The sequence below is a fragment of the Curtobacterium sp. MCPF17_003 genome, assembly GCF_003224385.1.
GTDB classification, from domain to species: Bacteria; Actinomycetota; Actinomycetes; order Actinomycetales; family Microbacteriaceae; genus Curtobacterium; species Curtobacterium flaccumfaciens.
Genome location: NZ_QKLC01000015.1, coordinates 1 through 25,842, shown reverse-complemented (window position 1 = coordinate 25,842; position 25,842 = coordinate 1). Strand labels below are relative to the sequence as shown.

General features: G+C 71.1%; 23 protein-coding genes. 17 read left to right on the top strand and 6 right to left on the bottom strand.

Translation table 11 applies throughout. The annotated features are described in order from the left end of the window. Positions 1-25: 25 nt before the first annotated feature. Positions 26-409: a hypothetical protein gene (locus DEJ30_RS14185; RefSeq protein WP_071405149.1), complete on the bottom strand. Its 384-nt coding sequence runs from the start codon at positions 407-409 to the stop codon at positions 26-28. Between the two features lie 107 nt (positions 410-516). Here DEJ30_RS14185 and DEJ30_RS14180 point away from each other — a divergent pair, with 107 nt between their 5' ends. Beyond that, positions 517-1,563 (top strand): amidase domain-containing protein, encoded by a 1,047-nt coding sequence (locus tag DEJ30_RS14180; protein ID WP_181420149.1) that lies wholly within the window; start codon positions 517-519, stop codon positions 1,561-1,563. Between the two features lie 105 nt (positions 1,564-1,668). Here the strand turns inward: DEJ30_RS14180 and DEJ30_RS14175 are convergent, their stop codons facing one another. The 4 genes from DEJ30_RS14175 to DEJ30_RS14160 all read right to left on the bottom strand — a co-directional run bounded on the left by DEJ30_RS14175 (position 1,669) and on the right by DEJ30_RS14160 (position 6,959). Beyond that, positions 1,669-2,889, bottom strand: a complete 1,221-nt coding sequence (locus DEJ30_RS14175) for a hypothetical protein (RefSeq protein WP_181420148.1) — start codon at positions 2,887-2,889, stop codon at positions 1,669-1,671. Between the two features lie 150 nt (positions 2,890-3,039). Continuing rightward, positions 3,040-4,920, bottom strand: coding sequence for a glycoside hydrolase family 2 protein (locus tag DEJ30_RS14170; protein WP_110862364.1), 1,881 nt, complete (start codon positions 4,918-4,920; stop codon positions 3,040-3,042). A gap of 90 nt (positions 4,921-5,010) precedes the next feature. Then, positions 5,011-5,466: a MaoC/PaaZ C-terminal domain-containing protein gene (locus tag DEJ30_RS14165; RefSeq protein WP_110862363.1), complete on the bottom strand. Its 456-nt coding sequence runs from the start codon at positions 5,464-5,466 to the stop codon at positions 5,011-5,013. A gap of 20 nt (positions 5,467-5,486) precedes the next feature. Next, on the bottom strand, positions 5,487-6,959 hold the full coding sequence (locus DEJ30_RS14160; protein ID WP_110862362.1) for a CHAD domain-containing protein: 1,473 nt from the start codon (positions 6,957-6,959) through the stop codon (positions 5,487-5,489). A gap of 128 nt (positions 6,960-7,087) precedes the next feature. On the opposite strand from DEJ30_RS14160, the gene DEJ30_RS14155 reads away from it, so the two are divergent. Continuing rightward, a complete protein-coding gene (locus tag DEJ30_RS14155; RefSeq protein WP_110862361.1) occupies positions 7,088-8,377 on the top strand; it encodes a phosphotransferase in 1,290 nt (429 codons plus the stop codon). A gap of 75 nt (positions 8,378-8,452) precedes the next feature. On the opposite strand, the gene DEJ30_RS14150 is transcribed toward DEJ30_RS14155, so the two are convergent. After that, positions 8,453-8,803 carry a DUF1844 domain-containing protein gene (locus tag DEJ30_RS14150; RefSeq protein WP_110862360.1) on the bottom strand — a complete coding sequence of 117 codons (351 nt, stop codon included), beginning with the start codon at positions 8,801-8,803 and terminating at the stop codon, positions 8,453-8,455. Positions 8,804-9,116: 313 nt separating this feature from the next. On the opposite strand from DEJ30_RS14150, the gene infC reads away from it, so the two are divergent. The 15 genes from infC (at position 9,117) to tyrS (ending at position 25,373) form a co-directional block, all read left to right on the top strand. Further along, positions 9,117-9,791, top strand: a complete 675-nt coding sequence (gene infC, locus DEJ30_RS14145; protein ID WP_081827403.1) for a translation initiation factor IF-3 — start codon at positions 9,117-9,119, stop codon at positions 9,789-9,791. Positions 9,792-9,851: 60 nt separating this feature from the next. Next, positions 9,852-10,046 (top strand): 50S ribosomal protein L35, encoded by a 195-nt coding sequence (gene rpmI, locus DEJ30_RS14140; RefSeq protein WP_017887976.1) that lies wholly within the window; start codon positions 9,852-9,854, stop codon positions 10,044-10,046. A 28-nt stretch (positions 10,047-10,074) separates the two neighbouring features. Beyond that, positions 10,075-10,458, top strand: a complete 384-nt coding sequence (rplT, locus tag DEJ30_RS14135) for a 50S ribosomal protein L20 (protein WP_017887975.1) — start codon at positions 10,075-10,077, stop codon at positions 10,456-10,458. A 65-nt stretch (positions 10,459-10,523) separates the two neighbouring features. Beyond that, positions 10,524-11,375 carry an RNA methyltransferase gene (locus DEJ30_RS14130; protein ID WP_110862359.1) on the top strand — a complete coding sequence of 284 codons (852 nt, stop codon included), beginning with the start codon at positions 10,524-10,526 and terminating at the stop codon, positions 11,373-11,375. Positions 11,376-11,471: 96 nt separating this feature from the next. Then, positions 11,472-12,512: a phenylalanine--tRNA ligase subunit alpha gene (pheS, locus tag DEJ30_RS14125; RefSeq protein ID WP_110862358.1), complete on the top strand. Its 1,041-nt coding sequence runs from the start codon at positions 11,472-11,474 to the stop codon at positions 12,510-12,512. Then, the gene (pheT, locus tag DEJ30_RS14120) at positions 12,512-15,004 is read left to right on the top strand and encodes a phenylalanine--tRNA ligase subunit beta (protein WP_110862357.1); all 2,493 of its coding nucleotides are present in this window, start codon (positions 12,512-12,514) and stop codon (positions 15,002-15,004) included. Before pheS ends, pheT begins: the two co-directional genes overlap by 1 nt. A 77-nt stretch (positions 15,005-15,081) precedes the next feature. Beyond that, positions 15,082-16,179 (top strand): N-acetyl-gamma-glutamyl-phosphate reductase, encoded by a 1,098-nt coding sequence (locus DEJ30_RS14115; RefSeq protein WP_110862356.1) that lies wholly within the window; start codon positions 15,082-15,084, stop codon positions 16,177-16,179. Then, entirely contained in the window at positions 16,176-17,375 is a 1,200-nt protein-coding gene (gene argJ / locus DEJ30_RS14110; protein WP_110862355.1) for a bifunctional glutamate N-acetyltransferase/amino-acid acetyltransferase ArgJ, read from the top strand. Before DEJ30_RS14115 ends, argJ begins: the two co-directional genes overlap by 4 nt. Further along, positions 17,375-18,427 carry an acetylglutamate kinase gene (gene argB / locus DEJ30_RS14105; RefSeq protein ID WP_071405141.1) on the top strand — a complete coding sequence of 351 codons (1,053 nt, stop codon included), beginning with the start codon at positions 17,375-17,377 and terminating at the stop codon, positions 18,425-18,427. Before argJ ends, argB begins: the two co-directional genes overlap by 1 nt. Then, positions 18,424-19,647, top strand: coding sequence for an acetylornithine transaminase (locus tag DEJ30_RS14100; protein WP_027466545.1), 1,224 nt, complete (start codon positions 18,424-18,426; stop codon positions 19,645-19,647). The genes argB and DEJ30_RS14100 overlap by 4 nt, the downstream gene beginning before the upstream one ends. Further along, positions 19,644-20,567, top strand: coding sequence for an ornithine carbamoyltransferase (gene argF, locus DEJ30_RS14095; protein ID WP_110862354.1), 924 nt, complete (start codon positions 19,644-19,646; stop codon positions 20,565-20,567). The genes DEJ30_RS14100 and argF overlap by 4 nt, the downstream gene beginning before the upstream one ends. A gap of 18 nt (positions 20,568-20,585) precedes the next feature. Next, complete coding sequence (locus DEJ30_RS14090; protein ID WP_110862353.1) at positions 20,586-21,782, top strand: argininosuccinate synthase; 1,197 nt, start codon at positions 20,586-20,588, stop codon at positions 21,780-21,782. 82 nt (positions 21,783-21,864) lie between these two features. Beyond that, positions 21,865-23,301: an argininosuccinate lyase gene (gene argH, locus DEJ30_RS14085; protein WP_110862352.1), complete on the top strand. Its 1,437-nt coding sequence runs from the start codon at positions 21,865-21,867 to the stop codon at positions 23,299-23,301. Further along, positions 23,298-23,996, top strand: a complete 699-nt coding sequence (locus tag DEJ30_RS14080) for a DNA-3-methyladenine glycosylase (protein WP_110862351.1) — start codon at positions 23,298-23,300, stop codon at positions 23,994-23,996. Before argH ends, DEJ30_RS14080 begins: the two co-directional genes overlap by 4 nt. A gap of 63 nt (positions 23,997-24,059) precedes the next feature. Further along, positions 24,060-25,373: a tyrosine--tRNA ligase gene (tyrS, locus tag DEJ30_RS14075; protein WP_258369964.1), complete on the top strand. Its 1,314-nt coding sequence runs from the start codon at positions 24,060-24,062 to the stop codon at positions 25,371-25,373. Positions 25,374-25,842: the final 469 nt, after the last annotated feature.

The following is a 25,842-nucleotide window of genomic DNA, read 5'->3' as shown; positions in this document are numbered from 1 at the left end:
GACGGGAGCCTCGACGCCCCGAGCGTCAGCCCGCGATGCTCTCGGTCAGCACGCCGGACTGCGCGAAGGTGGTGTGGATCGCGTTCGCGGCCTGCTCGAAGGCGCGGTTGCCACGCGAGATGCCGAGCGCTCCGCCCTTGATCGCGGACTTGCCGGAGCCGCGCAGCAGTCGGGCGACGGTGCGGCCGTCCGGGGCGATCATGATCTGGACGTCCAGGCGGGTGTGGAAGGTGCGGTCGTTCGCCATGCCGCCGATGAGCAGCGTCAGGCCGAGGCTGCCGCGGGTCGCACGGAGTGCACCCTGCTCGGCGTCGTCGACGGTGTAGCCCTCGCGGGACAGGGCCTCGCGCACCTGTGCACGGGCGGTCTCGGGGTCGGTCGCGACGAAGAAGTCGTGGCTCTCGGGCATGTGTGTGTTCCTTCCGAACGGGTCCGCTGGGACACGGAGGACGCTCGCCCCCGAAGACGATCATGCCGTGTCGGAACGACGGAGGTGTCGCTTACGCTGGTCGTGTCATGACTGCCTCGATGAACCGCCGCGCACTCCTGTCCCTCGCCGGCGTCGCCGGGATCGGGCTCGCCGTCGCGGCGTGCTCCTCCGGCAGTGACAAGGGCAATGGGTCGGTCGGCGGGCGCGGGAGCTCCCGTGGTGGGGACGACACGTCGACGACGACGGCGAAACCCGTCGCGAAGGCCCTCGCTCCGGCACAGGTCCCGCTCGCCGGTGGCGTCACGGTCACCGTGACGGGGACCGGACTCGCCGCCGTCAAGGGCGTCACCGTCGGCGGTGTCGCGGCGCGTGACGTGCAGGCCACCGCGTCGAAGGTGACCTTCACGGCCCCGCACCAGGCGATGTACACCGCCGGCGACGCCGACGTCGCACTCTTCACGTCCGCGATCGAACCCACCCCGTCGGCGAACCAGTCCTCGGACGGCAACGGCAGCGCCGCGAACGACGGGCAGAGCGGCGCCACCCAGGACACCGCGACCGCATCGCCGAGGCCGACCGCCGCCGCGACGCCCGCTGCGGGCAGCGCTGTCGCCTCGACCACCCTCGCCTACGCCGCACTGACCGACGTCGACCGGCAGCTCGCCTACGCGATGCGGTACTGGAAGGACTACAACCTCGCCGAGTACGGCACGATGAACCCCATCGGCGGCGACTGCGCGAACTACGTCAGCCAGACGCTCATCGCCCGTGGGTGGGAGCAGCGGTCGGACTGGTACAACCGGGCGGCCGGTGCCGAGCACAGCGCGACGTGGACCTACTGCCCGACGATGGACCCCTGGCTCGCGGACAACGCGGGCGAGTTCGGGCTCACCCGGCGTTCGTCGGACGAGCGCGACAAGGTGAAGGTCGGCGACATCGTGTTCTTCGACTGGAACGCCAACGGCTCACCCGACCACACCACCATCGTGTCCGAGGTCTTCACCGAGCCCGACGGCACCATCCGCATCAAGTCGGCGAGCCACAACCAGGACGGCCCCTACCGAGACCTCGACGAGATGATCACGGTGCAGCACCCCGGCGGATCGGCCTGGTTCCACACCTTCGACGCGTAGCGCTGTCGCGGCCCGCAAAACACCCGCGTTCGCGCGTCGCACCGCGGTCTGCGCGTGTTCAACCGGCGAACACCGGTGTCTTGCAGAGCCGACGACCAGCACCGCTCACGGGTACCCGAGGAACCACAGCAGCACGATCGCGACCGGCTGCAGGCACACCCCGACGACCAGCCACGTCACCGCCCGCCGCCGCGTCCCCACGAACACGTCCGACCCGAGCAACGGCGCCGCCGGCATGAGCAACCGCGGCAACGACTGCTGCGGCAGGAACACCGCCACCAGGTACAGCCCGTAGGACGCCGTGAACGCGAGCACGTCGGTGCCCAGGGCCCTGGTGCTCCTGCGCGAGAAGAACCACACCGCGCCGGCGAGCACCACCACGACGAGTCCGATGCCGAGCGGCCCGAGCCACGTCGACGCCATCGTGAACCACGGCGTCAGCGGCGCGAAGTGCCGGCGGCCGACGAACCCCACCCACCACGACAACTCGGTGTCCAGGTACGCGTTCGGTCGCCCCGTCACGGCCGTCGCGATGACGGGCCACGCCAGTCCCGCAGCCGCGACGACCAGGCCGGTCACCACGATCGCGATCCGGTCGCGCCACGGGAACGCGTCCTGCTGTCGGCGCCACGCCACCCACCGCAGGACCAGGTGCACGGCCAGTGCCAGCGCCAGCGCGAGGACCCCGGGCTTCGTGAACGCCGCCACGACACCGAGCGGGGCGATCAGCCAGTACCGTCGCCCGACCAGCGCGAGCAGCGCGCCGAACAGCAGCACGAGCAGCAGGCTCTCCGCGTAGGCGACCTGCAGCAGGAACCCCGTCGGTGCGAACGCGAACAGGGCCGTCGCCCAGCGGGCTCGGTGCGAGCACCCGACGGCGAGCACCAGCCGGTACAGCAGCACGCAGGCACCCGCCCCGGCGATCGACGCCACCACGACCCCGGCGACCCAGAACGACGCTCCGGTCAGCGTCATCACGACCCGCACCACCGCGGGGAACACGGGCAGGAACGCCCACGCGTTCGGCAGGACGTGCCCGGAGTCATCGGTCGGCAGCGTCGCCGGGTACCCGTGCTCGGCGATGATCCGGTAGAACGAGGCGTCCCACGAGCCCGAGAACGTGAAGAACGAGGGATCCTGCCGGTACGAGGCGAACGGCCAGCCGTTCGCGGTCGCCAGCAGGTACACGGTCGCCAGCAGCACGGTGCTGACCACCCGCGAGGCCGCCCAGATCAGCAGCGGTGCGGTCCAGGCGCTGCGTCGTCCGGTCAGCAGGCTGCGGAACCCCCGCCTGGAGGCCCGGCTCGCTTCCGCCACGTTCGTCACCCGCCCGATCCTCCCAGACCGCGGGCCGCGCCCCGCATCGCGGGCCGTCACGCGTCCGCCGCGACGTGACCGGTGTGCTTCGGGAGCAGCAATGGTCGGATCCGTCTGCCGGACCCGACCATTGCTGCTCACGGAGTGCGGGCCTCCCGGCTAGCGCCCCGTGACCGCGCGACGGATCTGCTCGATCGGCACCTTCGGGGACCGGTCTGCGTTGAGCAGGCCGTTCGTCTCCTGCATGGTGTCGGTGAGCTGCGTGTAGCAGGACCCGGCGAGGAACGAGCTCGCACGGATCGCGTCGTACAGCGCGGTGATGCGGGCGACCCAGTCGTCGCCGTCACTGGCCGACGTGTAGCCCCAGCCGTCCTCGCGCTGGACGCCCGGCTGGTAGTTCACGCCCCCGAACTCGGTGAGCATGACCGGCTGGCCGAGGTCCTCGGCGCCGCCGACCAGGATGCGGCGATCCGCCGGGCCGATGCCACCGAGGAGTCGGGCCCGAGCGGTCTCGTCCGCGTAGGTCGCCGCGAGCCGGGGTCCGTCGCCCTCGTAGTCGTGGATCGTGACGATGTCGGAGTTCGTGTGCTCCCACCCGTCGTTCGAGATCACCGGACGCGTCGGGTCCAACGCCCGCGTGACGTCGGCGAGGGCCCGTGCGTAGGCCTGCTGGGCCGGGTCGGTGGCGATGTGCTGCACGCCCCAGCTCTCGTTGGCGGGCACCCACGTGACGATCGACGGGTGCGAGGCGTCACGCTCGACGGCGTCCATCCACTCGCGCACCAGACGCTGCACGGCGCGGGGAGAGAACGCGTAGGCGCCGGGAGCCTCACCCCACACCATGAGCCCGAGTCGGTCGGCCCAGTACAGGAACCGCGGGTCCTCGATCTTCTGGTGGTTGCGGGCCGCGTTGAAGCCGAGCTCCTTGATGAGTTCGACCTCGCGGCGGAGTGCCTGGCGGGACGGGGCGGCGATGTGGGACTCGGGCCAGTAGCCCTGGTTCAGGACGCTGCGGACGTCGTGGCGTCGGCCGTTGAGCAGGAACGCGCCGCCGTCGACCCCGACCGTCCGGATCCCGAAGTAGCTGGCGACGGCGTCGAGCGCGCCGGTGCTCGCTGTCGTGCCGTCGCCGGAGCGCGGCAGCAGTGCGACCGTGGCGTCGATCAGCCGGGGCGTGTCCGGCGTCCAGTGCAGCTCGTCCTCGGCCTGCCCGTTCGTCTGCCGCGCGATCGGCACGACCACGTCGAACTCGTCGCCGGTCTCGCCGACGGTGGTCTCGATCGTGGCGAGGTGCTCGTCGCGGTCGTCCCAGCGGGCCTCGACGCGCAGGCGCTCGCCGCCGGTGCGGTGACCGTCGAGCCGGACCGTCAGTCGCATGGTCGCGTGGTCGACGTTCGTCCAGCGCAGGGACGCGATCGAGGCGGTCGGCACGGCCTCGAGCCAGACCGTCTGCCAGATCCCGGTGGTCCGGCGGTACCAGATCGCGTGCGGGTCCTCGTGCCAGTCCTGCTTGCCGCGCGGCTGGGTCAGGTCGTGCGGGTCGTCCTCGGCGCGGACCACCAGGGTGTGCACGGCGTCGGGGTCGGTGGCCAGCGCTTCGGTGACGTCGAAGGAGAACGGAGTGTGGCCGCCCTCGTGTCCGCCGATGAACTGCCCGTCGATCCAGACGCGGGCGCGGTGGTCGACGGCGCCGAAGTGCAGGACGAGTCGAGGGGCGCCGTCGCCGAACCCGGCGGCGTCGAGCTCGGAGCGGGTGATCGCACGGGAGTACCAGACCACGGGGTGGAAGCCGGGCTCGTCGATGCCCGAGGCCGGGGACTCGGGCGGGAACGGGACGACGATGTCCCGTGCGTCGGTGAAGCCGGTGTGCCACGCGGGGTCGTCGCCGTCGCTCCGGAACGACCACGTGCCGTCGAGGTCGGCCCACGCGGTGCGGAGCATCTGCGGCCGGGGGTACGTGCCGTCCTGCCGCGAAGCGAGGGGGAGGCCGGGGGCGGAAGCGGAGTCAGGTGCGGCCACGGTGCCGTCGAGCGTGCTCATGCGTCCATGCTCCCGTGCTGGTACATCGTTGTAAAGAGGGAGTCAGGATTGCGCGGAGCAGGTTCTGCGGGGCTCTCGTCGAGCGGTCGCTCAGTCGATCGCGGCGCCGCGGGTGAGCACCATGACGTCCATCCGTCCCTGCTGGACGACCACGCCGTGCTGGTTCCGCAGTGCCACCGCTCGCTCGACGATCCCGGTCCTGCCCGAACTCGTCAGCCGGGTGCCCAGGACCTCGACGGTGCAGGTCACGGTGTCCCCGATGAACACCGGCTCGGTGAAGCGCCACTGGTCGATCCCGAGCAGTGCCACCGCGGACCCCTCGAACACGCCCGTGCGCGCGATGAGCCCGAGGCACAGCGAGGTGCCGAGCAACCCGTGCACGATCCGCTGCCCGTACCGGGTCTTCCCCGCGAACTCGACGTCCGTGTGCACCTGGTTGTTGTCGTTCGTCCACGAGGCGAACGACACCACGTCCGCCTCGGTGATGGTGCGCCCCGGCGTGGTGAAGGTCTGTCCGGCAGCGAGGTCCTCGAAGTAGTGCGGCACGGCCCGATTCTCGCATCCGGTCAGAGCCGGGCGAGCAGCTTCCGCGATCGGTGCAGGCCCTGCGTGCCGGCCGCCTGCTCGGTCGTCGCCAGGACGCCGTACCCGAACGTGTCCTCGCCGTGCTGCGCTGCCACAGCGGCCAGTCGTCGGTACGCATCGGCTGCGTGTGCGGCGTCGAGCGTCTCGCCCAGGGTCTCCTGCACCCGTCGCAGCCGTCCGAGTCGCCGCTTCCCCACGTCGGGCAGGTCACCGGCCGCCTGCAGTGCGTAGCGCAACCGGCGCGCGGCCTTCCGGACCTCGTGCAGGGTGTCGAGGTCATCGCTGGGATCACCCAGCAGCCGACCGACGCGGGCCCGCTCGTGCCGGATGCGCCTGGTGACGAACGCGGCTGCGTCGTCGTCCGCGTGCGGCCCGGCCGGTGCCCGCAGCAGCAGGTCGTCGAGGGCGTCGAGTGTCCGGAACCAGGCGTCGGAGCGCAGCGCTCGCCGGAGTTCGGCCGCAGCGACGCTGCGACGTCCCGCGGTCTCCGAACCGATGCGGTCCAGGGTCTCGGCGTCCACGTACCCGGCGGGGGCTCGTGCGGCCGACCGCGACAGGCCGGCGTGCAGCACCTCGGCGTCGCGAGCGGTCCCGGCGATCCGCCCGGTCTGGGCCAGGGCGGCACGGAGCTCCTCCGTCGCCTGACGGTCGAGCGCGCCGCGGAACGCCGCGAGCACACTGCGCAGGCGACGCAGCACCTTCCGCAGGTCGTGCACGGCCTCGGGCCCGTCGGCTCGTACACGGGGATCCGCCGCGACGAGGTCACGCCGCAGAGCATCGAGCACCCGCAGGACGAACCCGGCGGCGGTGTCCGGCCGGGGGCGCTTCGCTCGGCCGCGTCGTCGCTCCGGGGTGGGCTCCGGGCCTCGGGGGAGCGGAACCGACGCGACGTCCACCGGATCGGTCGCCGCGTCGTGCAGGGCTCGTTCGGCCGCTCGTGCCGTGGCGCCGTCGCGTCCGTCGTCCGTCAGGGCCCACCACCGCGACGACCGCAGCACGGTGGTGTCCGGGTCGCCGTCGTCCACGCGCACGTCGGCGACCTCGGCCCGCACCCGGCCGTCGCCGCCGCGGAGGGTCACGAGCGTCGTGGCGGTGTCACGGACCAGGACCACCCGCAGGGGACGACCACGCAGGAACACCTCGACGGCGTCCCGTGGGGGATCGTCGGACGCGCTCCCGAGCGGTTCCGGGTCGATCCCGTCCCCACCCCGGTCGATCGTCCAGGCGCCGTCCGGCAACCGTGTGAGCACGACACCCTCGGCGGCGAGCACCCGGTCGTCGGAGTCCCACACCGTCTCGCGCACCGTCACCGCATCGTGACGGCGCACGTCGGCGGCGAACGGCTCGAGTGCGGGGAGCCTGCGGTCGTCGAGGATCCGCCAGGTCCGGCGGGGATCGGGGAGCGCACGTGCAGCGTCAGCGGCGGGGGGAGGAGCGGCAGCGGATCGGGGCATGCCGCAAGTGTCGTCCGACGCGCCCGTGTCAGACCGGGGGCAGCGGGCTTCCGTGGACGGAGCGTTCGCCAGCGCGTCCTGTGGAGGACTCGGCACCTCGCCAGGCCCCGGCGCGTAGGTTCCGCTGCATGAGCGACGGAGCACCCAGCGCCCCCGGCACCACGGCCCCCGACACCAGCACGCCGAGCGACCGCGACCTCGAGTCCTGGATCGCCGACCGCCGCTGGTACGCCTCGAAGGGGTCCGTGCCACGCCTCCGGACGATCTCCACCGACGACGGGACCCGGCTGGTGCTCGACGAGGCCCCCGCGGTCCCCGTCCTCTACCAGTCGCCGATCACCAGCGGCCCCGACGGCGCGATCGTCGACGCCACCACCGACCTCGCATGGGTCTCGGCGCTCGCCGCACGCATCGACGCGGCACCGGACAGCCTCAGCCCGATCGGCCGGGTCACCGCGGCCCGGGTCCTGACGGGTGAGCAGTCCAACACCTCGGTCATCTGCGACACCGAGTCGGGCGACCGCGTCATCATCAAGGTCTTCCGCGTGCTGCACCACGGCGACAACCCGGACGTGACCACGCAGCTCGCCCTCACGGCGGCGGGCAGCACGCGCGTGCCGCGGGTCTACGGTGCCCTCCGCGCCGACTGGCCCGACGTCGGACGCCCGGACGGCACGGCGACGGGTCACCTCGCCTTCGCCCAGGAGTTCCTGCCCGGGCTCGACGACGCCTGGCGCGTCGCCCTGCAGGAGGCGCAGGCCGGCACCCCGTTCGGTGACCGCGCGGAGCAGCTCGGCACCGCGCTCGCCGACGTGCACCGCACCCTGGCGGGAGCGCTGCCGACGGAACCGGCGGACGCGTCCCGACGGGACGTCGCCGTCGCGACGATGCACGCCCGACTTGACACCGCCGCCCGCGAGGCCCCGGCCGTCGCCGAGCACGCCGACGCCATCCGCGCCGTCTACGCCCGTGCCGCTGACACCGCGTGGCCGGACCTGCAGCGCATCCACGGTGACCTGCACCTCGGACAGGTCCTGTCGGCACCGGAACCCCGCGGGTGGGTCTTCCTCGACTTCGAGGGCGAACCGCTCCGCCCCCTCGACGAACGCTCGCTGCCGGACGTCACCCTTCGCGACGTCGCGGGCATGCTGCGCTCGTTCGACTACGTCGCGGGTGCGCTGGCGCACGATGCCGAGCCGGTCGACGCCGCCTCCTGGGCAGCCGAGGCGCGCGCACGCTTCCTCGAGGGCTACCAGCAGGGCACCGGCGCGGACCTCGCCGCCCACAGCGCACTGCTCGACGCCTTCGAGCTCGACAAGGCGGTCTACGAGGTCGTCTACGAGACCCGCAACCGACCCGACTGGGTCGGGATCCCGCTCGCGGCCGTCGCGCGCCTGGTCGGCGACAGCGGGTCCTGAGCGCGACCCACGAACGGACGGGAGGCCCGTGGCGACACCGCCACGGGCCTCCCGTCCGTCATCGGGTGACGTCGTCTAGTTGACGGGACCCGTGTACTTCTCGCCCGGTCCGGCACCGATCGCGTCCGGTATCGCCGACGCCTCGCGGAAGGCGAGCTGCAGTGACCGCAGTCCGTCGCGGAGCGGGCGGGCGTGGTGGTCGCCGATCTCGGTCGCGGCGGCGGTGACCAGGCCGGCCAGCGCGGTGATGAGCTTCCGCGCCTCGTCCAGGTCGGTCTGTTCCTGCGGGTCGTCGGCCAGGCCGACCTTCACGGCCGCGGCACTGAGCAGGTGCACCGCAACGGTGTTGATGAGTTCGACCGCCGGCACCTCCGCGATGTCCCTGGCGGCGTCGATGCCGGTGTCGTCGATCGGGGTGTCGCTCACGGTGCTCCTCTGCTAGGCTTGCTCGCGGCAGATGCTGTCCGTGTGCCGTCAGTTCCCTCGACATCAGTTCTCTGACGTCAAGATCCTCGACAACACCCGGACGGTGTCACGAAAGAGGAGTCTCTCCCACCCGCGGCCGCGTTCCACCAGGCTACCGGGTCACCACCGCTCCGCGAGTGCACGTGTTGTGCTCGTCGGTCGGATCCCACGGATCCGATGCAGGGCGGCTGCCGAACGGGTCGACATCCCGTGCGTCAGATCTCCTCTCTCGTGCTGTCGTCCAGGGCAAACGCCCCGGACGGCCACCACCTGATTGAAGGAGCTCCGCATCACCGATCCCCGTACCAACGACCGAATCCGCGTTCCCGAAGTCCGACTCGTCGGTCCGCAGGGTGAGCAGGTCGGCGTTGTCCCGATCGCCATGGCACTGCGTCTCGCGCAGGAAGCCGAACTGGATCTGGTCGAGGTCGCGCCGAACTCGAAGCCGCCCGTGGCCAAGATCATGGACTACGGCAAGTTCAAGTACGAGGCCGCTCAGAAGGCCAAGGAAGCTCGTCGCAACCAGGTGAACACGGACCTGAAAGAGGTCCGTTTCCGCCTGAAGATCGACGTGCACGACTACGAGACGAAGCGCAAGCGCGCCGAGGGGTTCCTCCTCGGCGGCGACAAGGTGAAGGCGATGATCCTCTTCCGTGGCCGCGAGCAGTCGCGTCCGGAGCAGGGTGTCCGTCTCCTCCAGAAGTTCGCGGAAGAGATCGCCGAGTTCGGCGTCGTCGAGTCGCGTCCGACCCAGGACGGGCGCAACATGACGATGATCATCGCCCCGCTCAAGAACAAGTCCGACGTCAAGGGCGAGCAGAACGCCAAGCGTGCTGCACAGAAGGCCGAGCGTCGTGCCACCGAGCACGCCGCGAAGGGCAAGGACGAGGCCGAGGCCGGTTCCACGTCCGAGGCAGCTGCGGAATCCACGGACGCCGCGGCCGAATAGGTCCCCGGACCGACCCCGCAACGACGCGGCCCCCCATCCATCCCACGGAAAGGCACCACCATGCCCAAGCAGAAGACCCACTCCGGGTCGAAGAAGCGCTTCAAGGTCACCGGTACCGGCAAGATCATGAAGCAGCAGGCCGGTATGCGTCACAACCTCGAGGTCAAGAGCTCCAAGCGCAAGGCCCGCCTGAACGAGGACCAGGTCCTCTCCAAGGGTGACGCGAAGAACGTCAAGAAGCTCCTCGGCCACTGAGCCCCGCAGATCGTAAAGGAATAGTGCAATGGCACGAGTAAAGAGAGCGGTCAACGCCGCCAAGAAGCGCCGCGTCATCCTCGAACGCGCCGAGGGCTACCGCGGCCAGCGTTCGCGCCTGTACCGCAAGGCCAAGGAGCAGGTCACCCACTCCCTCGTCTACGCGTACCGCGACCGTCACGCGAAGAAGGGCGAGTTCCGTCGCCTCTGGATCCAGCGCATCAACGCTGCGTCCCGTGCGAACGGCCTGACCTACAACCGCCTCATCCAGGGCCTCAACCTGGCCGGCGTCGAGGTCGACCGTCGCATCCTCGCCGACCTCGCGGTGAACAACCCCGAGACCTTCACCGCGCTCGTCGAGACCGCGAAGAAGGCCCTCCCGGCCGACACCTCGGCCCCGAAGGCTGCGTAGTCAGTTCTTCTGCTCGCGAAACCCCCGCCGCACGGCGGGGGTTTCGTCGTTCCTAGACTTGGGTCGTGAGCGATCTCCTCGAGAACCCCCGTGCCGGACGCGTGAAGGCCGTTGCGGCCCTGGCCAAGAAGGACGTCCGGGCCGAGACCGGCCTGTTCCTGCTGGAAGGGCCCCAAGCGGTCCGTGAAGCGCTGGAGTACGCCCCGGAGCTCCTGCGCGAGCTCTACGTGACCCCGACCGCCGCTGCCCGCCACGGGCTCGACGACGCGCCGGTGGACACCTGGTTCGTGACCGAGCAGGTGCTCGACGCGATGGCCGACACGGTCACACCGCAGGGCGTGGTGGCGGTGTGCCAGCAGTTCCCAACGTCCGTGAAGGACGTCTTCCCGGACCGCGCTGCGGCCGCCGCCGACCCGGAGGCCCGTGGTGCGTCCGACGACCAGGCCGCGCTGCCCGGACTGGTCGCCATCCTCGAAGAGGTGCGGGACCCGGGGAACGCCGGCACGATCATCCGGGCCGCCGACGCGGCCGGCGCCGACGCGGTGGTGCTGACCGGACGCTCGGTCGACCCGTACAACCCGAAGGTCGTCCGGTCGACGACCGGGTCGCTGTTCCACGTGCCGGTGTCCGTCGGCGTGACCCTGGCGGACACGATCGAGCGTGCGAAGGCCCTCGGGTACACGGTGCTCGCGGCGGACGTCTCCGGCGACGACCTGCCGGTGGTCCGCGCCGAGGGGATGCTCGACGGACCGACCGCGTGGGTCTTCGGCAACGAGGCCCGCGGACTCACCGCCGACGACCTGGCCCTCGTCGACCGGGCCGTCAAGGTGCCGATCTACGGGCAGGCGGAGTCGATGAACCTCGCCACGGCCGCGTCGGTGTGCCTGTACGAGTCGGCCTTCGCGCTCCGGAGCTGACGCTCCTCCCTCCCCAGGCCGGTAGCCGGCGTCGGCCATCCACCGTCCGCTCGGTGCAGGCGGGTGGTATCCCGACGGCCGGTAGGCTTGGGTCTCGTGTCAGAACCTCTCGAGATCAGCGAATCGGCCGTCGCCGACGCGGTGGACGCGGCCCTCGCTGCCGTCCGTGCCACGACGACGGTCGCCGAACTGAAGCAGGCCAGGGCCGCGCACATCGGTGAGCAGTCACCGTTGGCGCGGATGAACGCATCGATGCGCAGTGTGCCGCCGGAGCAGAAGGCCGCGGCGGGCAAGCTCGTCGGGCAGGCCCGCGGGCGGGTGAACGCAGCGATCGCCGAGCAGGAATCCGTCCTCGCGGTGGCCGAGGAGCGCGCACGGCTCGAAGCCGAGCGCGTCGACGTCACCGCGTTGCCGGTCCACCGAGCCACCGGCTCCCGCCACCCGCTCTCGCTGCTGAACGAAGCCGTCGCCGACATCTTCGTCGGCATGGGGTGGGAGGTGGCAGAAGGCCCCGAGCTCGAGCACGAGTGGTTCAACTTCGACGCGCTGAACTTCGACCAGGACCACCCGGCCCGGGCCATGGCGGACACGATCTTCGTCGAGCCGGTCGACCGGCACCTGGTCATGCGCACCCACACCTCGCCGGTGCAGGTGCGGTCGCTGCTGTCGCGTGACCTCCCGCTGTACGTCATCGCGCCGGGTCGCGTCTACCGGGCCGACGAGCTCGACGCCACGCACCTGCCGGTCTTCACCCAGGTCGAGGGCATCGCGATCGACAAGGGCCTGACGATGGCGCACCTGCGCGGCACGCTCGAGCACTTCGCCCGGCAGATGTTCGGCGCCGAGGCGCAGATCCGGCTCCGCCCGAACTACTTCCCGTTCACCGAGCCCAGCGCCGAGATGGACGTCTGGCAGCCGAACGCCAAGGGTGGCGCGCGGTGGGTCGAGTGGGGTGGCTGCGGCATGGTGAACCCCAACGTCCTGCGTGCCGCCGGCATCGACCCGGACGAGTACCAGGGCTTCGCGTTCGGCATGGGCATCGAGCGGACACTGCAGTTCCGCAACGGCCTGAACGACATGCGTGACTTCCTCGAGGGCGACATCCGCTTCTCGCAGCAGTTCGGAACGGTGGTCTGATGCGCGTCCCACTCCGTTGGCTCGGTGAGTCGGTCGACCTCCCCGAGGACGTCACCCTCGAGCACGTCCACTCGGCGCTCGTGTCGGTCGGCTTCGAGGAAGAGGACGTCCACACCTTCGACCTGACCGGACCCATCGTGGTCGGTCGGGTCCTCGAGCGCGTCCCCGAGCCGCAGAAGAACGGCAAGACCATCAACTGGTGCCAGGTGGACGTCGGCGAGGCCGAGCCCCGAGGCATCGTCTGCGGCGCCCACAACTTCGACGTCGGCGACCTCGTCGTGGTCACGCTGCCCGGCGCAGTCCTGCCCGGGCCGTTCCCGATCGCCGCCCGCAAGACCTACGGGCACGTGTCCGACGGCATGATCGCCTCGGCCCGCGAGCTCGGGCTGGGCGACGAGCACGACGGCATCCTGCGCTTCGCCGACCTCGGCATGGATCCCACCGTCGGCGCCGACGCCATCGCGCTCCTCGGCCTCGACGACGCCGCGGTCGAGATCAACGTCACGCCGGACCGCGGCTACGTGCTCAGCATGCGCGGGGTCGCCCGTGAGTACGCGCACGCCACCGGAGCCAGCTTCCACGACCCCGTCGACCGCGTCGCACCGCGTTCGGCCGAGGGCTTCCGGGTCACGATCGACGACCAGGGCCCGATCCGGGGTCGTGTCGGAGCGTCGACGTTCGTCACCCGTGTCGTCCGCGGGATCGACCCCACCGCGAAGACACCGTCCTGGATGGTGTCGCGCCTCTCCCTGGCTGGCGTGCGCTCCATCTCACTCCCCGTCGACATCACGAACTACGTCATGTTCGAGCTCGGTCAGCCGCTGCACGGCTACGACCTGCAGACCATCGCGGGCGGCCTCGGCGTACGCCGCGCGACCGCCGGCGAGACGCTCGAGACCCTCGATGGCACCGTCCGGAAGCTCGACCGCGAAGACCTCGTCATCACGGACGACGACGGTCCCGTCGGCCTCGCCGGCGTCATGGGCGGAGCCCGCACCGAGATCTCGGCGAGCACGACCGACGTCCTGATCGAGGCCGCCGGGTTCGACCAGGTCTCCATCGCCCGCACCGCTCGTCGCCACAAGCTCCCCAGCGAGGCATCCCGGCGCTTCGAGCGTGGGGTCGACCCGCAGGTGGCCGAGGCTGCGGCGAACCGTGCCGTCGAGCTCCTCGTCGAGCTCGCCGGCGGCACCGCGGACGCCCTCGGGTCGACGCTCGTCGACAGCGAGCCGAGGGCGACCGTGACGATGCGGCTCTCGCGTCCGGCCGAGCTCGTCGGTGTCGAGTACACCGACGCCGAGGTCATCGACACGCTCCGTGCGGTCGGCGCCAGGGTCGAGGCCGACGGCGAGCAGCTCGCGGTCACCCCGCCCACCTGGCGTCCCGACCTGACCGACGACACCACCCTCGTCGAAGAGGTCGCGCGCATCGTCGGCTACGACCGGATCCCGAGCGTGCTGCCGGTCGCTCCGCCCGGTCGGGGCCTGACCCGGCACCAGCAGGCTCGTCGCCGGGTCGCCTCGGCGCTGGCCGCGGCGGGCCTGACCGAGGTCGTCACGGCACCGTTCGTGTCGGCGGCCACGCAGGACGCCTACCCGGGGATCGACCCGCAGGGCGGACCGAGCGTCGTGCTCGCCAACGCCCTGGACAGCGAGCAGAACCTCCTGCGCCGCAGTGGCGTGCCGGCCCTGGTCGACGCCGCCCGTCGCAACGTGTCGCGTGGGCTCGTCGACGTCGCGCTCTACGAGACGTCCCGGGTGTTCCTGCCGGTGACGGGCGTGACGCTCGGCACCGACGAGGTCCCGGCGGGCGCCGCCCGGCCCGACCGTGCAACGCTCGAGGCGTTGGACGCCTCGCTGCCCGCCCAGCCCTTCCACGTCGCCGCACTGCTCACCGGCCACCGGGTCGTCAAGCAGCCCGGCGCCACGGCAGAACCGTTCGGCATCGCCGACGCGATCGACGCGGCCCGCCAGGTCGCCTGGGCCGTCGGTGTCGAACTCACCGTCGCGCAGACGACCCACCCGTCACTGCACCCGGGCCGTGCCGCGTCGCTGCTCGTCGACGGCACGGTCGTGGGCGTCGCCGGAGAGCTCCTGCCCGAACTGGCCGAGGCCGCCGTCCTGCCCCGCGTGGTGGCGGTCGTCGAGCTCGACCTCGACGCGCTGGTCGCCGCGGCCCCGGAACTCGTCGCGGTCGCGCCGATCGTCTCGTACCCGGCAGCCACGCAGGACCTCTCGCTCGTCGTCGACGTCGGCGTGCCGGCCGGTGACGTGCTGGATGCGGTGCGCTCTGGCGCCGGGGACCTGTTGGAGTATGCTCGGCTCGTGGATGACTACCGGGGCTCCGGCGTGGACGAGGGACAGAAGTCCCTGACGTTCGCCCTGCGCTTCCGTGCCACGGACCGCACGCTGACCGCTGCCGAGGCCACCGAGGCCCGTGACGGCGCTGTCCGACGTGCCGGCGAGCGATTCGGGGCGACCCTGCGCGACTGACCCACACGGGATCAGCACCGCCCGGGGTCGCCGCCTCCGACTCTCTCGACGACCAGTCCGACCAAAGGTGGAATCCCATGTCCGTATCCGTCGCCGTGGCGGGAGCCTCCGGCTACGCGGGTGGTGAGCTCCTGCGCGTGCTCTCCGCCCACCCCGAGTTCGAGGTCAGGACGGTGACGGCGTTCTCGAACGCCGGACAGCCCCTGATCGCGACCCAGCCGCACCTCCGTTCGCTGTCGCACCTGACCTTGGCGGAGACGACGGCCGAGACGCTGCGCGGGCACGACGTGGTGTTCCTGGCGCTGCCGCACGGGCAGTCGGGTGCGATCACCGCGGAACTCGGCGACGACGCGCTCGTCATCGACTGCGGCGCGGACCACCGTCTGACGGACCCGGCGGCGTGGGAGCGGTTCTACGGCGGTGACTACTTCGGCGCGTGGACCTACGGTCTGCCCGAGCTCCTGCTCGCGGCACCCGCCCCGGGTTCGGCCGATGAATGGCGCGAGGTCGACGACATCGCGTCGCAGGGCAAGCAGCGTTCCGCCCTGGTCGGCACGAAGCGCATCGCGGTACCCGGCTGCAACGTCACCGCGGTGACGCTCGGCATCCAGCCGGGCATCCAGGCCGGCCTCGTCGAGTCCGACGACCTCGTCGCGGTGCTCAGCGTCGGCCCGAGCGGTGCAGGAAAGAAGCTCAGCACCACCTACCTGGCCTCCGAGATCATGGGGTCCGCCAGCGCGTACGCCGTCGGCGGTTCGCACCGGCACGTCCCCGAGATCCAGCAGAACCTGCAGGTCGCGGGAGCCTCCGATGTGACGATCTCGTTCACGCCGGTCCTGGTCCCGATGTCGCGGGGGATCCTGGCGACCACCACCGCGAAGCTCTCGCCCGGCGTCAGCGCACGCGACGTCCGGCTCGCCTGGGAACAGGCGTACGCCGACGAGCCCTTCGTCCACCTGCTGCCCGAGGGCGAGTTCCCCCGGGTCGCGGACACGATCGGTGCGAACACCGCGCTCGTCGGCATCGCCGTCGACGAGGCCGCCGGCCGCGTCGTCGCGGTGACCGCGCTCGACAACCTCGCCAAGGGCACGGCGGGCGCCGCCGTCCAGTCGGCGAACATCGCCCTCGGTCTCCCCGAGACCACGGGCCTCAGCGTGGACGGAGTCGCACCGTGACCGACGCAGGCACGACCACCCAGACCGAGCCGGGCCTCCAGGGCGTCACCGCGGCAGCGGGCTTCCGCGCCGCCGGTGTCACCGCCGGCCTGAAGACGAGCGGCAAGCCGGACGTCGCCCTCGTCGTCAACGACGGCCCCGACGCGGCCGTGGCCGCCGTCTTCACCAGCAACCGAGCCCAGGCGCACCCCGTCATCTGGTCCCGCCAGGTCGTCGGCGACGGCGTCGCCCGTGCCGTCGTCCTGAACTCCGGCGGCGCGAACTGCTTCACCGGCCCGTTCGGCTTCCAGACGACGCACCTGACGGCCGAAGCCGTGGGCGACGCCCTCGGGATCGGAGCCGGCGACGTCGTCGTCTGCTCCACCGGGCTCATCGGTGTGGGCGACCAGAGCTTCCGCGACAACGTGCTCCGTGGCGTCGACCTGGCGAGCGCGGCACTCAGCGACGACGGCGGTCCCGATGCGGCGACCGCGATCATGACGACGGACACGAAGGCCAAGCAGTCCGTCGTGACCGAGGACGGTTGGACCGTCGGCGGCATGGCCAAGGGCGCTGGGATGCTCGCCCCGGGTCTCGCGACGATGCTCGTCGTCATCACTACCGACGCCGTGCAGACGCCGGACCAGCTCGACCAGGCGCTCCGCGCCGCCACCCGCATCACGTTCGACCGGGTCGACTCCGACGGGTGCATGTCCACGAACGACACCGTCGTCCTGCTGTCGTCGGGTGCGAGCGGCGTGACGCCCGAGGTCGGTGACTTCCAGGAGGCCCTGACCGCGGTCTGTGCCGACCTGGCCCGCCAGCTGCAGCAGGACGCCGAGGGCGCGAGCCACGACATCGCGATCGAGGTCGTGCACGCCGCGACCGAGGAGGACGCCGTGACCGTCGGTCGGAGCGTCGCCAGGAACAACCTGTTCAAGGCGGCCGTCTTCGGCAACGACCCGAACTGGGGACGGGTGCTCGCAGCGATCGGCACCACCGACGCCGAGTTCGACCCGTACGCGGTGGACGTCAGCATGAACGGCGTCCGGGTCTGCCACGCGGGCGCACCCGACGAGCCGAGCGACTCCGTCGACCTGACCCCGCGTGACACCCACGTGCGCATCGACCTCGGTGTCGGCACGCACTCGGCCACGATCCTGACCAACGACCTCACGCACGACTACGTGCACGAGAACAGCGCGTACTCCAGCTGATGGCGGCCGACACGAACGGGGCCGGCACGCCCCTCACGAAGGAAGAAGAACACGAGTTCGCCGCGGTGAAGGCCGCGACGCTCATCGAGTCGCTGCCCTGGCTCAAGCGCTTCTCGGGCAAGGTCGTCGTGGTCAAGTTCGGCGGCAACGCCATGGTGAACGAGGACCTGAAGCGCGCCTTCGCCGAGGACATGGTCTACCTGCGCTACGCCGGCCTGCACCCGGTCGTCGTGCACGGCGGGGGTCCGCAGATCTCCGCCGCCCTCAAGGAACAGGGCATCGAGTCCGAGTTCCGCGGCGGCTACCGCGTCACGACGACCGAGGCGATCACGGTCGTCCGCGACGTCCTGGCCGGCGAGGTCAACCGCGAGATCGTCGACTTGGTGAACGAACACGGCGAGGGCCTGGCCGTCGGCGTGTTCGGCGACGGCGGCTCGTTGTTCACCGGCGAGAAGAAGGGCGTCGTCGTCGACGGGCAGGAGTACGACCTCGGCCACGTCGGGGACATCACCCACGTCGACCCGTCCGGCGTGCTCGCCGCGATCGAGGCCGGCCGGATCCCGGTCGTCTCGAGCATCGCGATCGACGACGCGCACCCCGACCAGGCACTCAACGTGAACGCGGACGCTGCGGCGGGTGCCCTGGCGATCGCGCTCCGGGCCTCGAAGCTCATGATGCTCACCGACGTCCCCGGGCTGTACCGCAACTGGCCCGACCGTGACTCGATCGTCGACCTCATCGCGGTCGACGAGCTCCGCGAGCTCCTGCCGAGCCTCGAGTCAGGGATGATCCCCAAGATGACCGCGTGCCTCGACGCCGTGGTCGGCGGGGTCGGCGGTGCGACGATCATCGACGGCCGGATCCCGCACTCGATCCTGCTCGAGGTCTTCACCCTGCGGGGTGCGGGCACCGAGGTGATCCCGGACCCGAGCCGACGAACCGAGAACCAGATGACCCACGCCGAGATCGGCCGTCGCGTGGCGTCGCCGTCGATCGACAGCAGTACCGGCCAGCACGTGGCGGGTACGGACGAGAAGGGACACCAGCAGTGAGCACCGAGACGCAGACCGAGACCTGGAACGACCGGTTCGGGGCGTCGCTCATGCGATCCCTGACCCCGCCGAAGATCATGCTCGAGCGTGGCCAGGGATGCCGCGTCTGGGACGTCGAGGGCAACGAGTACCTCGACTTCCTCGCCGGCATCGCGGTGAACTCGCTCGGCCACGCGCACCCCGCCCTCGTCGAGGCGATCGCCGACCAGGCCGCGAAGCTCGTGCACGTGTCGAACTACTTCGCCACCCCGCCGCAGCTCGAACTCGCCGAGCGCCTCAAGCGCATCACCGGCGCGGGCGACGCGGGCCGCGTGTACTTCGGCAACTCCGGCGCCGAAGCGAACGAGGCCGCGTTCAAGCTGGCCCGCCTCAACAAGGGTGCAGACGGCACCAAGACCCGGATCCTCGCGCTCAAGCAGGGCTTCCACGGCCGCACCATGGGCGCGCTCGCGCTCACCGGCAAACCCGCGCTGCAGCAGGACTTCCTGCCGATGATCCCGGGTGTCGAGCACATCGACACCTCGATCGAGGCGCTCGAAGCGTCGATCGACGACTCCGTCGCCGCCCTGATCCTCGAACCCATCAAGGGCGAGGCCGGCGTGGTCGACCTGCCAGAGGGCTTCCTGCTGGCGGCACGCCGACTGACCGCGGAGCACGGCGCACTGCTGATCCTCGACGAGATCCAGACGGGTGTCGGCCGGACCGGCAACTGGTTCGCGTTCCAGGGCCACGGTGTGACGCCGGACGCCATCACCGTCGCCAAGGGCATCGCCGGTGGCTTCCCGATCGGCGCCCTCGTCACGTTCGGCTGGGCATCCGACCTGTTCTCGGCCGGGCAGCACGGTTCGACCTTCGGCGGCAACCCGCTCGGCACCCGCGTCGCCAACGCGGTGCTCGAGGAGATCGAGCGCGCCGACCTCGTCGCCGGCGCAGTGGTCAAGGGCGAGCGGATCCGTGACGGCATCCGCGCCATCGGTTCCCCGCTGGTGGAAGAGGTCCGTGGCACCGGCCTGCTCATCGGCGTCGGTCTGACCGGTCCGATCGGTCCGGCCGTCAACGCAGCCGCCCTCGAGCGTGGCCTCATCATCAACGCCCCCAACGAGTCGAGCCTGCGCATCGCGCCGCCGCTCATCGTGTCCGACGCCGAGATCGACGAGTTCCTGTCGATCCTCGCCCAGAGCCTCGCGGCCGTCGCCGCAGCGCAGGAGCCCACCGCATGACCCGCCACTTCCTCCGCGACGACGACCTGAGCCAGGTCGAGCAGTCCGCGATCCTCGACATCGCCGACCGCATGAAGGCCGACCGCTGGGCGGAGAAGCCGCTGGCCGGTCCGCAGAGCGTCGCGGTGATCTTCGACAAGTCGTCGACCCGTACCCGGGTGTCCTTCCACGTCGGCATCTCCGACCTCGGCGGTAGCCCGCTGATCATCTCGACGGCCAACAGCCAGCTCGGCGGCAAGGAGACCCCGTCGGACACCGCCCGTGTGCTCGAGCGCATGGTGTCGGCGATCGTGTGGCGCACCTACGGTCAGGCCGGGCTCGAGGAGATGGCCGCCGGCACGACGGTCCCCGTCGTCAACGCGCTGTCCGACGACTTCCACCCCTGCCAGCTCCTCGCCGACCTGCTCACCATCCGTGAGCACCGCGGTGCCCTCGCCGGGCAGACCGTGGCGTTCATCGGCGACGGCGCGAGCAACATGGCGCAGTCGTACCTGCTCGCGGGGGCGACGGCGGGCATGCACGTCCGCGTCGCCGCCCCTGCCGAGTTCTCCCCTTCGGCGCAGGTCGTCACCGACGCCGAGGAACGCGCCGCCGTGACGGGCGGATCCGTCCTCGTGGTGACCGACCCGGTGGCCGCGGTCGCGGGTGCCGACGTGGTCGTCACCGACACCTGGGTGTCGATGGGCAAGGAGTCCGAGAAGCAGTCGCGTCTCGACACCTTCGCGGGGTACCGCGTCGACGACGCGCTCATGGCGCACGCCGCCGACGACGCCGTCTTCATGCACTGCCTGCCGGCCGACCGTGGGTTCGAAGTGACCGCCGACGTCATCGACGGCCCGCGCAGCATCATCTGGGACGAGGCGGAGAACCGTCTGCACGCCCAGAAGGCGCTGCTGGCCTGGCTGCTCGCCAACGACTAGCCGACGGACCGAACACCAGTGGCTGACCGCGTCGTCCTCGCGTACTCCGGCGGTCTCGACACCTCCGTCGGGATCGGCTGGCTGCGCGACGCCACCGGCAAGGACGTCGTCGCACTCGTGGTCGACGTCGGCCAGGGCGGAGAGGACCTCGAGGCGGTCCGGCAGCGTGCGCTCGACTGCGGCGCCGTCGAGTCACTCGTCGTCGACGCCAAGGACGAGTTCGCCGACGAGTACATCGTGCCGGCGCTCCGGGCCAACGCGCTCTACCAGAAGCGGTACCCGCTCGTCTCGGCACTGAGCCGCCCGCTCATCGCGAAGCACCTCGCGCTGACGGCGAAGCAACTCGGTGCCGACAGTGTTGCGCACGGCTCCACCGGCAAGGGCAACGACCAGGTCCGCTTCGAGGCAGCAGTCGCGGCGATCGCACCGGACCTGCGGACCGTCGCCCCGGTGCGGGACCTCGCGCTGACCCGCGACCGCGCCATCGCGTACGCGCAGGAGCACCGGCTGCCGATCCAGCACTCGGAACGGGAGCCGTGGTCGGTCGACCAGAACGTCTGGGGCCGAGCCGTCGAGACCGGGCTCCTCGAGGACCCGTGGAACGCCCCCGCCGCCGACCTCTACGCGGCCACGCAGGACCCGGCGCTCCCGCAGCAGGCCGACGAGGTCACGATCACCTTCGACCGCGGTGTCCCGGTCGCCCTCGACGGGCAGCGGTTCAGCGTGCTGCGCATGGTGCAGGAGCTCAACGCCGTCGCCGGCAAGCACGGGGTCGGGCGCATCGACGTCGTCGAGGACCGGGTCGTCGGCATCAAGTCGCGCGAGGTCTACGAGGCGCCGGCAGCGATCGCGCTCATCGCCGCGCACGAGGAGCTCGAGAGCCTCACCCTCGAGCGCGACGTCGCCCGGTTCAAACGTGGCGTTGAGTCCGAGTGGGCCGACCTGGTCTACGACGGACTGTGGTTCGGCGGACTCAAGCGCAGCCTCGACGCCTTCGTCGAGCACACCCAGCAGCACGTCTCCGGCGACGTCCGGTTGCGGCTGCAGGGCGGGCGTGCCACCGTGACGGGCCGCCGGTCGGAGCAGAGCCTCTACGACTTCGACCTGGCGACGTCGGACACCGGTGACGCGTTCGACCAGTCCGTGTCCAGGGGGTTCATCGAGCTCTGGTCACTGCCCAGCAAGATCTCCGCCCGCCGCGACGCGGCGAACTGACCGACAGCCGCAGCGCACCGACCAACGGCCCGCGGCCCCAGCCCCCGGCCCGCCCAGTACCGACGAAACGACGCAGGACGACATGACCGACGAGAAGACCGACGCCACCAACACCGGCGCCCTCTGGGGCGGCCGCTTCGCCGACGGCCCGAGTGCGGCCCTCGCCGCGCTCTCGAAGTCGACGCACTTCGACTGGCAGCTCGCGCCCTACGACATCGCGGGGTCACGTGCTCATGCCCGAGCGCTGCACACCGCGGGCTACCTGACCGCCGACGAGCTCGAACGCATGCTCGCCGGCCTCGACCGGCTCGAAGCGGCGCACGCCGACGGCGCACTGCAGCCCGACGACTCCGACGAGGACGTGCACGGCGCTCTCGAACGCCTGCTCATCGCCGACCTCGGTCCCGAGCTCGGCGGCAAGCTCCGCGCGGGTCGCAGCCGCAACGACCAGATCGCCACCCTCGGTCGCATGCACATGCTCGACCACGGGCGGCGCATCGGCCGGCTCGTGATCGACCTCGTCGACGCGATCACCCAGCAGGCCACCGAGCACCCGGCCGCGATCATGCCGGGGCGCACGCACCTGCAGCACGCACAGCCCGTGCTCCTGGCCCACCACCTGCTCGCGCACGCCTGGCCGCTCGTCCGCGACCTCGAGCGCCTCCGCGACTGGGCCGGCCGCGCGAGCGTCAGCCCGTACGGTGCCGGTGCGCTGGCGGGCAGTTCCCTCGGCCTCGACCCCGCCGCGATCGCCGCGGAGCTCGGCTTCGACCGTCCGGCGGACAACTCGATCGACGCCACGGCAGCTCGTGACGTCGTCGCCGAGTTCGCGTTCGTCCTCGCGCAGATCGGCATCGACGTCTCGCGCCTGTCCGAGGAGATCATCCTCTGGAACACGAAGGAGTTCGGCTTCGTCCGGCTCCACGACGCGTTCTCGACCGGCTCGAGCATCATGCCGCAGAAGAAGAACCCGGACATCGCCGAGCTCGCACGAGGCAAGTCGGGGCGCCTGATCGGCAACCTGACCGGGCTCCTCGCGACCCTCAAGGGACTGCCGCTGGCGTACAACCGCGACCTGCAGGAGGACAAGGAGCCGGTCTTCGACTCCGTCGCCACGCTCGAGGTCCTGTTGCCCGCGTTCACCGGCATGATCGCGACCCTGACCTTCGACACCGACCGGATGGCCGAGCTCGCGCCGCAGGGCTTCTCGCTCGCGACGGACGTCGCCGAGTGGCTGGTTCGTCAGGGCGTCCCGTTCCGGGATGCGCACGAGGTCTCCGGCGCGCTCGTCCGGTACTGCGAGGAGCGCGGCATCGAACTCGACGAGCCGACCGACGACGAGTACCGGTCGGTGTCCGAGCACCTCACGCCCGACGTCCGTTCCGTCCTGACCATCGAGGGCAGCGTCGCATCGCGGTCCGGAGTCGGTGGCACCGCACCCGACCGGGTCGCCGAGCAGCTCGCGTCCGTCACCCGCCGCGTCCGCGACCTGGCCGAGGGCGCGCCCTTCTCGCGATGAGCCGTGGGATCGCCGCGCTGCTCGCCGAGCCCGCCCCGATCATCGCGCCGGCCCTGCTCGGTGCGACGATCGCAGGGCGTGGCGTGGCGCTCCGCATCACCGAGGTCGAGGCCTACTCCGGCCCCACCGACCCCGGATCCCACGGTCACCGGGGGATGACGGAGCGCAACCGCCACCTCTTCGGTCCGCCCGGCACGCTGTACGCCTACCGCTCGTACGGCATCCACACCTGCGTCAACGTGGTGAGCGGGCCGACCGGCACCTCGTCGGGCTCCCTGCTGCGCGGTGCGCAGGTCGTCGAGGGCCTGGACGTCGCGCGAGCGCGTCGCGGTTCGAAGGTCGCGGACGTCGCGTTGGCACGCGGGCCCGGCAACCTCGGTGGTGCGCTCGGAGCGGTCCTCGGGCAGGACGACGGCACGTCACTCCTCGACGGGTCCGGTCCGTTCGTGCTCACCCTGGCCCCCGGCCTGGAGGCCCGGCTCGCCTCCGCCGGACCGGCCCACGTGATCGACGAGCTCCTGTCCGAGACCCTGGCCGGTCCGCCCGCGGGCGCTGCGGTCCCACGGATCTCCCGAGGCCCGCGCACCGGCGTCGGCGGCATCGCCGGCGGGGTGCGGTACCCCTGGCGCTTCTGGCTGACGGGCGACCCCACGGTCTCGACGTACCGACGGCACAAGGGCGCGCTGGACTCGTGAACCCGGCCACGGGCCTCCCGGCTGCCGCGCCTGCTGGACGTCCGTCGCCGCTACGATGGCGGGGTGTCCAGTGATACCGCTCAAGACGTCCTGACGCGCCAGCAGAACGACCCGGCCTTCGACTCGGTGTGGGACGAACTGCAGTGGCGCGGTCTGGTGCAGGTCTCGACCGACGAGACCGCGCTGAAAGAGGCCCTCGACGGTGAGCCGATCACGTACTACTGCGGCTTCGACCCGACGGCGCCGTCGCTGCACTGCGGCAACCTCCTGCAGCTCCTGACCATGCGGCGGCTGCAGCTCGCCGGGCACAAGCCGCTCGCGTTGGTGGGTGGGTCGACCGGTCTGATCGGCGATCCCCGTCCCACGGCGGAGCGAACACTGAACACGCCGGAGACCGTTGCGGAGTGGGTGTCCCGGCTGCAGGCACAGGTGTCCCGGTTCCTCAGTCCGGACGGCGACAACGGCGTCCGCCTGGTGAACAACCTCGACTGGACCGCCCCGTTGTCCGCGATCGACTTCCTGCGAGACGTCGGCAAGTACTTCCGGGTCAACTCGATGCTCAAGAAGGACGCGGTGGCCGCGCGGCTGAACTCCGATGCGGGGATCAGCTACACCGAGTTCAGCTACCAGATCCTGCAGGGGCTCGACTACCGCGAACTCTGGCGGCAGTACGGGTGCACGCTGCAGACCGGCGGCTCGGACCAGTGGGGCAACCTGACCTCCGGTACGGAGCTCATCCGTCGTGCCGAAGGTGCCACGGTGCACGCCCTCGGGACCCCGCTCATCACGAACTCCGACGGCACGAAGTTCGGCAAGAGCGAGGGCAACGCGATCTGGCTCGATGCCGAGATGACCTCGCCCTACGCGCTGTACCAGTTCTGGCTCAACACGGCGGACGCCGACGTGATCGCCCGACTGCGGGAGTTCACGTTCCTGACGCGGGCCGAGATCGAGCGGCTCGCGCAGGCCGTCGCCGACGAACCCTTCCGGCGAGAGGCCCAGCGGACCCTGGCGTTCGAGGTCACCTCGCTCGTGCACGGGGTGGCGGCGACACGGGCAGCGATCGACGCCGCAGCGGCGCTGTTCGGCAACGGTGACCTCGGTGCCCTGGACGCGGAGACCCTGCGATCGGCGATCGCCGAGCTGCCCGGATCCGTGACACTCGAGCGCGGAGCGGACGTCGCGCGTGCACTGGTGGAGACCGAGCTCGTGAAGTCCCTCGGTGAAGCCCGCCGCGCGATCGACCAGGGCGGTGTCTACGTGAACAACGTCCGGGCCGAAGACCCGGCCGCCCCGCTGTCCGACCTCGCCCTGCCCGGGGGAGTGCTCGTGCTGCGTCGTGGCAAGAAGACCCTCGCCGGCGTGACGCTCGCCTGACCCCGTTGCCTGACCCCCTGCGATGCCCGGTTCCCCTGTGGAACCGGGCATCGCTGCGTCCGGGCGACGTGTGTTGCACAAAGCGACACGCCCGGGATGGGAGCCGGCTTGGCGCACTCGCTCAGGGCTGCGTATAGTTCTTACTCGTCACCCCAAAGGTGCGGCGGAGCGGCTGGAGCGAAAGCCCAGAGCACGCCGGCCCTCAAGCGGGACCATCCTCCACTGAAGTTCAGATCGGGCCTTGCGCCGGATCGCTTCGACGCCTAGGATGACAAGCCCACCGGTTCTCTCCCCTCGGGATGAGCCACTGGACCTCCGGGTCCGACGAACAACCGGTGGCAAGCCAAGAACACAAGCCTTGTGGCTGAAGCTCGAACTCGAGCCGAGGAGCAAGTGCGTCTGGTCCTTGAGAACTCAACAGCGTGCACATTGTCAATGCCAATTTATTGATTGACCTCGTGCCTGGTCG